The organism is Neolewinella aquimaris (assembly GCF_014197245.1).
GTDB lineage: Bacteria > Bacteroidota > Bacteroidia > Chitinophagales > Saprospiraceae > Neolewinella > Neolewinella aquimaris.
Window position 1 is genome coordinate 822,467 of the sequence record NZ_JACIFF010000001.1, and the last position, 10,907, is coordinate 833,373.

General features: G+C 59.6%; 7 protein-coding genes. 1 reads left to right on the top strand and 6 read right to left on the bottom strand.

The annotated features are described in order from the left end of the window. Window positions 1–11: 11 nt before the first annotated feature. The 4 genes from GGR28_RS03245 to GGR28_RS03260 all read right to left on the bottom strand — a co-directional run bounded on the left by GGR28_RS03245 (window position 12) and on the right by GGR28_RS03260 (window position 6,130). The gene (locus tag GGR28_RS03245; RefSeq protein ID WP_183494274.1) at window positions 12–1,403 is read right to left on the bottom strand and encodes a pectate lyase; all 1,392 of its coding nucleotides are present in this window, start codon (window positions 1,401–1,403) and stop codon (window positions 12–14) included. Window positions 1,404–1,574: 171 nt separating this feature from the next. Continuing rightward, on the bottom strand, window positions 1,575–2,855 hold the full coding sequence (locus GGR28_RS03250; RefSeq protein ID WP_183494275.1) for a hypothetical protein: 1,281 nt from the start codon (window positions 2,853–2,855) through the stop codon (window positions 1,575–1,577). 98 nt (window positions 2,856–2,953) lie between these two features. Beyond that, window positions 2,954–4,462, bottom strand: a complete 1,509-nt coding sequence (locus GGR28_RS03255) for a sulfatase-like hydrolase/transferase (RefSeq protein ID WP_183494276.1) — start codon at window positions 4,460–4,462, stop codon at window positions 2,954–2,956. Window positions 4,463–4,504: 42 nt separating this feature from the next. Then, entirely contained in the window at window positions 4,505–6,130 is a 1,626-nt protein-coding gene (locus tag GGR28_RS03260; protein ID WP_183494277.1) for an alkaline phosphatase D family protein, read from the bottom strand. A 132-nt stretch (window positions 6,131–6,262) separates the two neighbouring features. On the opposite strand from GGR28_RS03260, the gene GGR28_RS03265 reads away from it, so the two are divergent. Continuing rightward, a complete protein-coding gene (locus GGR28_RS03265) occupies window positions 6,263–7,684 on the top strand; it encodes a sulfatase (RefSeq protein WP_221233781.1) in 1,422 nt (473 codons plus the stop codon). Window positions 7,685–7,705: 21 nt separating this feature from the next. On the opposite strand, the gene GGR28_RS03270 is transcribed toward GGR28_RS03265, so the two are convergent. Together GGR28_RS03270 and GGR28_RS03275 are read right to left on the bottom strand one after the other, a co-directional pair. Next, entirely contained in the window at window positions 7,706–9,028 is a 1,323-nt protein-coding gene (locus GGR28_RS03270; RefSeq protein WP_319936694.1) for a sulfatase-like hydrolase/transferase, read from the bottom strand. A gap of 93 nt (window positions 9,029–9,121) precedes the next feature. Continuing rightward, a complete protein-coding gene (locus GGR28_RS03275) occupies window positions 9,122–10,900 on the bottom strand; it encodes a RagB/SusD family nutrient uptake outer membrane protein (RefSeq protein ID WP_183494280.1) in 1,779 nt (592 codons plus the stop codon). Window positions 10,901–10,907 lie beyond the last annotated feature (7 nt).

Here is a 10,907-nt window from a genome sequence, read left to right on the forward strand (position 1 = left end):
GCTCATTGCCTCTACCGGATCCCGTTCAGATACTGTTCCAGCATGGTGTAGCCGTCCGCAGCTACCGTGTTGCGGTCGTCGGGGTCGTTCGGGTCCAAGCCGTTGGCGTTTTCCCAGTCGTCGGGCATACCGTCGTGGTCGGTGTCGGCCAGCGCAGGAGCAGTGTGAAGTTCGGGCCAGCCACCTGCGTCGCGTTGGGTATCGATGATTCCGGTCGGGGCATCGGTGCTGATCTTATCCTGGTTGCGGCGGTAGCTGTCTCCCTCGTAGGTGGCGTAGCCGCCACGGGCTTCCAGCGCAATGCGCGCATCTAAGGCATCCCGCTTCGGGAGGATGGCCCCGGCGGAATCCAGGACCAGTTCGTAGGCCCGCCGAGCGGAATGTTCCCGGATGGGCATGGCCGGCCAGGGTTCGCTGAGTTTGATCTTGTCCGTTGCCAGGTCGGACTGCACCCCGCCGTCCCAGTTGTCGGCGGTGACCGCAGCACTGCCTTCCACGACGTTGCCGTCGATGTACCACGTGCCGTGATCGCCCTCCCCGCGCGCGGAAGGATTGGCGATGCGGTAGGATAACTCTCCCGGCAGCGTCGCCGGACCGGGCTTATAGTAGTTACCCACCACATTGAAGGTCGAGAAATTGAATTTGTCGTTGCCTACCTGACTTGCCTCTCCTCCGTAGCAACTGTTGAAGCCCCAGTTATAGATCACGTTGTTGCGGTAATCGGTGTATCCCGACCCGGAGGCCATGCGCGGATTGCGGCTGGTATGGTGCGCCAGCAGATTGTGGTGGTAACTGCCGTGGTTTGACCCCCAAATACCGCCGAATCCGTGGGTGCCCTTTGCGTGGTTCGAGTCGTACATACTCTCCGTGATCATCGACCACTGCACCGTAATGCTATCGCAGTGGTAGACCGACATCGTCTCGTCGACGCTCCAGCTCGCCGAAAGGTGGTCCAGGATGATGTGCTTGTGGTAGCGGCTCGAGACGGCATCGTAATCCTGCCCGGACACATCCCCCGGACGAATGCGCAGGTAGCGCACGATGACGTGATCCGCATCGATGTTCAGCGGGTAGTTCTTCAGGCATATCCCCTCCCCCGGTGCGGTCTGTCCGGCAATGGTCAGGTAGGGGTTGCGGATGACGAGCGGACTTTCCAGTTCGATGTTGCCGCTCACTTGGAAGACTACCGTTCGCGGGCCGGTAGCCTCAACGGCCTGCCGCAGGCTTCCGTCTCCGTGGTCGTGGAGGTTCGTGACCGTGTAGACTTCCCCGCCCCGTCCCCCCAGGGTATATTTTCCGTAGCCCTCCGCGGTGGGGAAGGCCAGTTGCTGGGCCGGCAGGTTTAAACTGATGAGAAGCGTAAGCAGTAAGCGTGTGGCGGCCGGGTAGTTGTCGGTGCTCATTATTGGAGTATGGGTAAAATTGCTATCGGCGCGAATACCCGCTGGTGGCCGCCGTATGGCAGCTTCACCACTCGCGAGTTCTATCGCCACTATCTCCCCAAGATCGGACCATTTGGGCACTAGGGGCTAGCAGAATTTAACCTGTACTATCCAATTTAAGCTTCCCGCGGTTCACCGATTCACCCTTAGCGTCCTTGTCCACCTAGGCTCCGACGCTCCGTTCTCGTACACTTCGATGCGGGTAAAGACCGGACGGGGCGGGGGGATGTACGGATTCGTTCCCTGTGAGTTGTCGTCCGATCCCGGTATCCCGTTGTCGTAGGGCGGCGGGGGACTCGGCAGAACGGTAAACAGGAGCTCGAAGTCGACCACGCCCGTTCGGTTGGTGGTAAAGAAGCGGGAGGTGTCGGACTGCTCGAGTTGGGAGTAGTCCCAGCCGCTGCCGTCCTGGAAGGCGGGAAACATCCAGTTCGTCCCACTGACCTTCACCTTCAGGCTGGTATTCTCCGGCAGGTCGGCCACCATGGAGTACGAGCCGGTACGGTCCGTATCCTGATTCATGTCCAGCACATTCAGCCCGTGCGACCCGCTGGTGGGATACCGGATTTTGTTGGTCTGCTCGAATGTAGTCGTAGCAATGAAGATAGCCAGGTAATCCTCAAACCGCGGGATGACTACCGTCTGACCCATTTCCTCGTATCGCCGCACAAGTTGCTGGCGGATGGAGGCGGGATGCAGCAGCGTGGCGTTGTTGATGAGCTGGGACCCGAGGAGTTTGCTGTCGAGGGTTCCGTCCTCCCGAAGGTCCGTACTTATGTTGGCCAAAAATTCCGAGAATTCCTGCACGGATAGGTAGCCCTGTAAGATGACGGATATGGCGAGCAGTTTTGCATTATCGGTGCCGCTTGCGGAAATATCGAGCAGGTGAGATTCCCGCGCGCCGTCGGGCTGCATACCAAATATGGCGAAGATTTCCTCCTGCGCCCTGCGTTTGGCGGCGGCGAAGGACTCGCCGTCGGCCAGTAAGTATTCGACCCGTGCCTTTTCCAGGTGGGAAAGAAGGTTTACGTTGAGGCCGTCGTACTGACCCAGGTCCGATAGCGCGTAAAGCGTAAGCTGGGCGGTAGAGCTCTCGTCGGTGACCTCGTTGTAGTAGAATCCATCGGCACGCAGCTGAACGTACTGCGATCTAAGCTCGACGCTGGGAAAGGTGAAGGAGCCCCGGTTGTCCGCGATCTGGGTGGTGTAGGTGCTGCCGGTAGGGATGAGCGCACCGCTTAACTCGGCCAGCTGGATGGAGGTGCCGTTGAGGAACGGTCCCTTCTGTACGTAGCCGGCAATTTGTTCGTAGGAGCGCACCGGTCCGGAGCCAGCCGGATCGACCTCCTCCTTCGTGCAGGCGGCAAACAGGAATATGCCAATCAGGAGGGTGAGCGAAGCAAGATGTCTCAAGGGTAATAGGTTTTCCGATACCCAGGAAAAACGGCCTGCTGCTACCCCAATTGTCCGTTAACTAAATGAGCGTTTAGCCGGTTGGATTGACGGCCCGTTCACTTCGCCCGTACCTCCTCCAGTAGCCGCTGCATCCGCTCCACCCGCTCGGGATGCTCCTCACTCAGGTTCACCCGCTGGCCGGGATCTTCCCGGAGATTAAACAGCAGCACCTCACTGTCGAAATCGGCGAACCCGCGCAGTTCGGCAAATTCTTCCGGCATGCGCGTTACTCCCCCGCTGGGGCCGTCAAGGTAGAGCCAGTCGCCGTCGCGCAGCCCCCAGCGCGCGGCGTAGGTATTGTGTACGGTGACCTGCCTTACCGGGGCGTCAGCTGCCGATCCGGTCAGTAAGGAGCGTTGGTCGTAGCCGTCGGGAGCCGCACCGGATGGCAGGTCGATCCCGGCCGCTGCGGCAACCGTGGGCATCACGTCGATTTGGGAGATGGTCTGGTCGCGTACCGCTCCCCCCGCAATCTTACCCGGCCACCGCACGATCATGGGTACCCGGTGACCGCCTTCCCACACGTCGCGCTTGAGGCCGCGCAATTCGCCCATGCTCAGGTGGCCGTAGCGTTCGGCCCGTGGAAACGCGTAGTGCTCCGGACCGTTGTCCGAGCTAAAGATGACCAGGGTGTTGTCGGCAAACCCCGCCTCCGCGAGGGCGGTCAGTACGCGACCGATCATGTAATCCGTTTCGTACACGAAGTCGCCGTAGGCGCCGGCTTCCGTCTTGCCCACAAATTCCTCGTTCGGGATAATGGGTGCGTGGGGGGAAGGCAGAGAAAAGTACAGGAAGAAGGGCTTATCCGCGCTTTGTCTTCCAATGTATTCGACGGCCTTATCGGTCACCGTAGGCAGCACCTCATAGGGATTCCAACCCTTCACCATCGGGCCGGGACGAAATTCCCACTTGCCCTCCCCTACTTCGTAACCGACGCTGTCGGGGTGCATGACCTCCGTGGGCACTTCGAGCAGCCGGTCGTTCTCAAACCAGGCGTAAGGCGGAAAATTGATGGTGCCGTCCCCGAAATAGTAATCGAATCCCCGGGAGAGGGGACCGCCCTCGATCGGTCCACTGATGTCGACGTCCTCCGGCCGGTCTACCTTAACCGACTTGTTGGCTTCCGCGAGCTCGGCCAGGGAATCGTTCCTGAACGTCCAGTCCCAGCCCAGGTGCCACTTACCGACGCAGGCGGTATTGTAACCATTGTCCTTTAGTACCTGGGGTAGCGTGACGTCGGTATCCGCGAAGAAGGGTGGTCCGAATGAGTTGACAATATTGTGCTGCTGCCGCCAGTGGTACTTCCCCGTAAGCAGCGCATACCGGCTGGGCGAACAGATGCCGGAGGAACTGTGAGCATCCGTAAAGCGCATCCCCTCCCGTGCCAGCCGATCGAGGTTCGGGGTGGGAATTTTACTGTCGGGGTTCTGAACGGCAAGATCGCCGTAGCCCATGTCGTCGGCGTAGATGATGACGACGTTGGGGGGTTGCTCGCTGGTGGATGCGTGGTCGCCGGAAAAGGCAAACGTGGTCAGAAACAGACAGAAGAGTACTAGATTATTCATTGCATTCAAATATATACATTGCACCCGCGACCCCGCCAAATTCTACTTCGAAACCTTAACCGTGACCGGCCAGCCGGGAAATTGCTTGGCATCCGCCTGCCTCAGGTCGGCATCCCGCGCCCAGCATTCGAAGGTAACCTCCTGCGTTGCCGGATGGAAGCGAATGACGCCGAATCCGCTGCCGTTGGAGGCGTTGTCGGGATTGGCGTAGGCGTACATTGAAATGTGGTTGTTGAAGCCGTCGAGGTAGTCGCCCGTCCAGGGAAGCGGGGAATCCGCCACGGGATTTTCTCCGGGCTGCTCGTCTTCCGGCCACCACCAGCGGGAGTAGTAATCGTTGACCGAAGCGGGTACGACGAAGGCCCAGGGGCCGTCCCGAAATTCATCGATGCCGTGGTGGATCACCGTCGGCAGGTGCTGATCGCCGGCGATGTGTACGGCATTCGCCGCCTTGATGGCACGCAGTGCTTTGTTGCGACCGGTTTGCGGCCAGCCGTTGGAGTCCAGGTCGGCGTGGAGCCGTTCCCGATTGCGCCCGTGGAGGTGGGCCCCGCCGCAGAAGCCCGTGGCGGAGAGAACTGCTTTCATCTGTCCGGCTTGCTGGTCCTGGGCCCAGTCCTCGAGAAAGGTAATCTGACGGTCGCCGAGTAGCTTGAGTCCGGGCAGATTGATGGTCGCGGGGTCGTAACTAGGATCATTGACGTGGTCGGGACGGGGGCCCATCTGGGGTATTTTCCCGTTCGGGCCGGACTTGAACTTACGGTCCTCGATGATGGCAAAATCAACCGCTCCCAGCGGAAGGGAGGTATAGTACACCCCGATGCCCTGCTCCACCGGTGTGGGATCGTAGGGGTCGGGCAAGTGGGAAGTTTGGCAGCGTTCCACCATTTTCACGTATTCGTGGTGGCAAAAGTAGCCGCCATCGTTGCCTGCGCGTTCCCGGGCGATCTTGCCCCCCTCGCCCCAGAGATTCCCCTGGCCGATGTCGTGGTCATCGGGAATGGAAATCATCGGACGGTGGCGAAACGTTTCTCGAAATTGCTGGCCGAATTTGAGCCAGGCCGCGGTATGCTCGGTGTGGTCGTAGGACTGGTCGCCGGCGAAGAACATCAGATCCGGATCGACGACCGCCACGTTCCGTACGTAGGACGCCCGGTCGCCGCGATCCTGGTTGGAGTTACAGCTGAAGGCCGCCACGACGACCTCTCGGTCAGGAGCCGGTTGAGCCCGCACACTACCTTCGAATACTGCACCCGTTCCGTGGCGCAGGCGATAGGGAACGGTAGTTTGAGTATCCCAGTCCTCCACGCGGAACAGCGTTGACCATCCCAGTTCGTTCACCGGCCGTCGTCCGACCTCGACCCACTTGCCGTTACGCTGAATCTCCAGCAACACCTCACGGCTTTCCTGGGGGTAGAGTGGGTAGAGCTGGGCGGTCAGTTTAAGGGTGTTATCGGCAACGGTGTAGGCGCCGAAGGCGATCACGGAATCCCGCGGGACCTTTACGTCGATGATGGGATTCTCGGCCCGGTTCCACCAGTCGTTTGTGGCGAGGGTATCCAGATTGGTGAAGGGGGCTTGCTGGTACTCGCCTTCGGTCAGATCCGGCACTTTTCGACTGCAAGAGACGATGACGAGAAATGCTAAAGCAAGGAATAGATGTTTCAAGTTGGCGGATGTTAGTAAGTTGCGAATATGATGCGCACCGCCGAATATAGCTGTAGCAATACTAACTGTGGTTTGGGCGGAGTCCCAATAGCTATCGGAAGAGCAATGTCCATTCTAATAGCTCTAATAGCGTTGCTTTTTATTACCGCTACGGGATGCGGCGGAACCAAGTTTGTGGCTTCCAGCAGCAGCGAAGGAAATCAGCTACCCCCCAACGTCGTCTTCCTCTTGGTTGACGACCTCGGCTGGAGAGACCTCGGTTGCTACGGCAGCGACTTCTACGAGACCCCGAACATCGACCGCTTGGCTGCCCGCTCCACCCTGTTTACCGATGCGTATTCCGCCCACCCCGTCTGCTCCCCCACCCGCGCCGCCCTCCTGACGGGCAGACACCCGAGCCGCATTGGCATCACGGACTGGATACCGGGCCAGGACCCACGGAACAGACCGCTGGTCGGGGTGACCGACCTGGATAGCTTACCGCTCCATGAGCTCACTCTGGCCGAAGCACTGAAGGAATACGACTACACCACTTTCTTCGCCGGCAAGTGGCACCTTGGCGACGAAGGCAACTACCCCGAGGACCAGGGCTTCGACATCAACAAGGGGGGGCACCACAAGGGCAGCCCACCGGGGGGCTATTATTCTCCCTACCAGAACCCAAAATTAGCCGACGGACCCGCGGGGGAATACCTGACCGACCGGTTGACGGATGAGTCCATCCAGTTTATGTCCGCCCAACGCGAGGAACCCTTCCTGCTCTACCTCTCCTACTACACCGTACATACGCCCATTCAGGCATGCAACCGACACCTCCAACGCTTCGAGGATAAGAAAGCGGCCCTGCAGATCGGTGAGCCGAACGTGCGCGGTGAAGGTGGTGGGCAGACTGTCCTGGATCAGTACAATCCCGCCTATGCCTCCATGGTCTATGCCCTCGACGAGAACGTTGGCCGGCTACTGGACAGCCTCGAAGCGATGGGGCTTGACGACCGAACCCTTATCGTTTTCACCTCCGACAACGGGGGACTTTCCACCCTTGAAAATCGGAGGACCGCCCCGACTAGCGTCGTACCGCTACGTGCCGGCAAGGGCTGGGCCTACGAAGGCGGGATCAGAACTCCGCTGTTGGTGAGCCGACCCGGACAGCAGACCGCCCGCCGCAGCTTCACACCGGTGATCAGCATGGACCTCTTCCCCACCATCCTCCAGGAAACCGGCCACCCGCTGATGCCGGATGCGCACGTGGATGGGCTGAGTCTCACGCCACTGCTAAACAGTGATCAGGATACCCTGCACGAAGTACTTTTCTGGGACTATCCCCATTACCACGGCAGCGCCTGGACGCCCGGTTCCGCCCTCAGGAAGGGAGACTGGAAATTGGTCTATTTCTATGAAACCGACCGCTACGAGCTCTATCATCTAGCGACCGACCTCTCCGAGCAGCGCGATCTGTCCGGTAGCCACCGGGCCGAATTGACGGACCTAAAGGAGGAAATGGCGCGGATGAAACAAGAGTATCGGGTCAAGATGCCTACCGCGAACGTCCGTTGATGGGTAGTCTTCCCCCGGTATTCAGGGGCGTTTCGGGCGCTCGAACCGGTCTGGGTGAAGGGTATTGTACAGCGAATCCTGTCGCAGGCCGAGGAATACCGGACCGTGGTTTGCCTCGTCCCAACTCTTCCACGCGCTTTCCAGTGAGTCGACGGTAGCGGATTGTTCCGGAGCAAGATTGTTCCCTTCCGCCAGGTCCTTGTCCAGCGCGTAGAGTTCCGGCCCCCGTTGGTAGCTGATGAGTTTGGTGTTTCCCCTCCGGATCGAGTGCTTCTCTTCGTCCACTTTTTTCCAGAACAGCTGGTCGTGGGGTGCTCCGGATCGCACTCCGGTCAGGTAAGGCAAAAGGTCGGTGCCATCCAGTGGATTCGCGTTGGGGGCGGGCCCCGTTTGGCGGGCGACCATGGTTGCCAGAATGTCAAGGGAGCTTACCATCTCATCGTAGTGTTGCCCGGAAGGGATCTGCCCCGGCCACCGCATCGCGTAGGGTACCCGAACGCCACCTTCCAGTAGGTCGGATTTCTGTCCACGCAAGGGGCCGTTGTCGGAGCCGTTGCTTCTTTCCGGTCCGCCGTTATCCGAAAGAAAGACCACCAGGGTTTGCTCTTCCAGGTGCAGGGCTTCCAGTTGATCCAGGACCCTGCCCACCCCGTCGTCCACTGCACCTACCATGGCCGCATACGTACGTCGGCGCTTATCCGCAATGTCCGGGAAACGGCTGAGATACTGCTCCGTCGCTTGCAGCGGACCGTGGGGAGCATTGTAGGCGAGGTAGATAAAGAAGGGATCGTTCCGGTACTTTTCGATGTAGTTGACGGCCTCGCGGGAGAGCGCGTCGGTGAGGTATTCGGTCTCCTCTACCCGCGCTTCGTTGCGCAGGAGTTTGGTGCGGTAGGCGTCGATCTGTCGCTTGACTTCGTATTCGTCCTGCAGTACATACTCCTCCGGAAAGTACCGGTGGCCACCGGTGAGGAAGCCAAAAAAGTCATCGAAGCCCTGCACCAGGGGGCGCTGGCTTCGGTGGGCTCCGAGGTGCCATTTGCCGATGGCGACCGATTTGTAGCCCACTTTCTGGAGCACCTCGGCGATCGTCTCCTCGGCTACCGGCAGGCCCATATCCGGGTCATTGGGCGCGAACAGGGGGTTGCGGGCAAATCCGAAGCGGTCCTGGTAGCGGCCCGTAATCAGGCCGGCCCGACTCGGTCCGCACACGGGATAGCTGACGTAGCCGTCGGTAAAGATCACCCCGCTCCGCGCCAGTCGGTCGATTTGGGGGGTGGGAATGTCCTTACTGCCATTGAAACCCACGTCGCCGTAGCCAAGGTCGTCGACCAGGATGAGCACCAGATTGGGCGGCCGTGTATCACCTTCCTGGCAGTTTCCTTGCGACGGGTACCACAGAAGAGGAAAGAAAAGAAATAACCAAGCGCCCCGCATCTAGTAACCTGGATTTTCCGCCAGCATCGGGTTGTCGGCGATCCGATTCAGTCCCAGCGCGTAGTAATAGTTCTCTTCGGGATGCAATCGTATACGGCCCAGGTCACCGTCCGCTATCTCAACGGTGTAGGTACCCGAGTCGTAATTATAGCGGAAATGCATGCGGTGACGCTGTACCATATGCAACTCCTCCACGGCGATGCGCCACCGTCTTAGGTCCCAGAACGTCTGCGACTCGAAGGCCAGCTCCACACGGCGCTCCTGGCGAATGCGGTCCTGGGTAAGCTGGTCGGCGGAGAGTTCGGGCATGCCTGCGCGATCGCGGAGGTTGTTGATCACGGCCAGCATATCACCATTGGGGTCGCCCAGGTAGAATGCCGCCTCGACGTAGTTGAGCAGGATTTCCCCGTACCGAAAAATGGTTACGTCGGTGCTGGAGGGCGTGCCGTCGGGAGTGGCGGGATTGATCATCTTGCGCGTCAGCAGACCGGTCGGGTTACCCCCCCGGTGGCGGGGGTGCCCGGAGCCCGGCCAGCCGTCCGAACCGGGAATAATGAAGCCGGGAGCGGTGGTGCGCTCCACCTGTCCCGTTGCGGGGTCGGTATAGTCGGTGCTGCGGTGGGAATAAAACGTCCCCCCCTTAAAGGGCGCACCGGGATAAAAGATGGACGCACGCATCCTGGGATCCCGCTGCCCAAAGTACTGTTTGGGGTCGATCGGCGTCGCGTCGTCGTAGATCGAGCGGTCCACCTTTCCGGAAGTCCCGTCAATGAAGTCAAACAACTCCAGGGTCTCGAGGTACACCGGATAGTTGGAGTTCCACGAAAATCCAAATCCGGCCGGCGTACCCGTATTGTCCCAGTTGTGCCCCTTGCCGGACTCGAAATCGTACATCTCGACAAAGATCTTCTCCGGATTGTCGTCTTCGTCGAGGAAGAGGTTGATGAAGTTCTGTACGGGATTCGGATCTTTGCGGTAAAGGGTAAACGGACCATTGTCCATGATCTCCTTGGAGGCGTCGAGTGATTGCCGGTAGTAGCTTTCCGCCTGTCCGGAAGGGATGCCGAGCAGGCCATTCAACTGCGGCGTACCGAATTTCGCCACACTCGCAGCGTACAGCATCGCCCGACTTTTTAATGCCAGGGCCACCCACCGATTGACGCGGCCGGCTTCCGTTTGTTCGGGAAGGACGCCGATGATCTCGTCCAGTTCCGCGCCGATAAAGTCGTAGACTTCCTGTTCAGAATTGCGAGCCACAAAGAGCTCTTCCTCACTGGCACCGGCGGGCAGCGCCCGGGTGACGATGGGTACGCCGCCGTAGCGAATCACCATCTGGAAGTACTCCCAGGCCCGGATAAACCGCGCTTCCGAAACCCGGGTAGTGATGTATTCCTGGTCAAGGGAGGCAGATTGCGGAAGGCCTTCGATAAATACATTGGCCTCGCGGATGGTATTGTATGGCCAGTGATCGAGCACGCCGGCTCCGTTCTCGTTAAAGTCGGTGTCCAGCACCCGGCCGAAGGGCGACTGCCAGGGAGCAAAATTGCGGGATTCGCCACCGAATGCGTTGATGAGATTCATTTCGAAGTTGGACTGCCCCGTGTTGTAGTGGAACAGTGCGCGCTCGTACAGGTCCGCCAGGAAGGCATTAGCCAGCCCCTCGTCCTCGAAGACGATGCTGCCGGAAATGATGTCGGTCGGCGTCAGGTCGAAGGGGTCCTCACAGGCAGACAAAAGGAGCAGCAAGCTTACCAGCAGGAATTGGATATGGTTTTTCATCGGATGG

Excerpts from the sequence above, each read along its gene's own strand:
- GGR28_RS03275 (WP_183494280.1), bottom strand. The coding sequence starts at position 10,900 with ATGAAAAACCATATCCAATTCCTGCTGGTAAGCTTGCTGCTCCTTTTG.
- GGR28_RS03245 (WP_183494274.1), bottom strand. The coding sequence starts at position 1,403 with ATGAGCACCGACAACTACCCGGCCGCCACACGCTTACTGCTTACGCTT.
- GGR28_RS03255 (WP_183494276.1), bottom strand. The coding sequence starts at position 4,462 with ATGAATAATCTAGTACTCTTCTGTCTGTTTCTGACCACGTTTGCCTTT.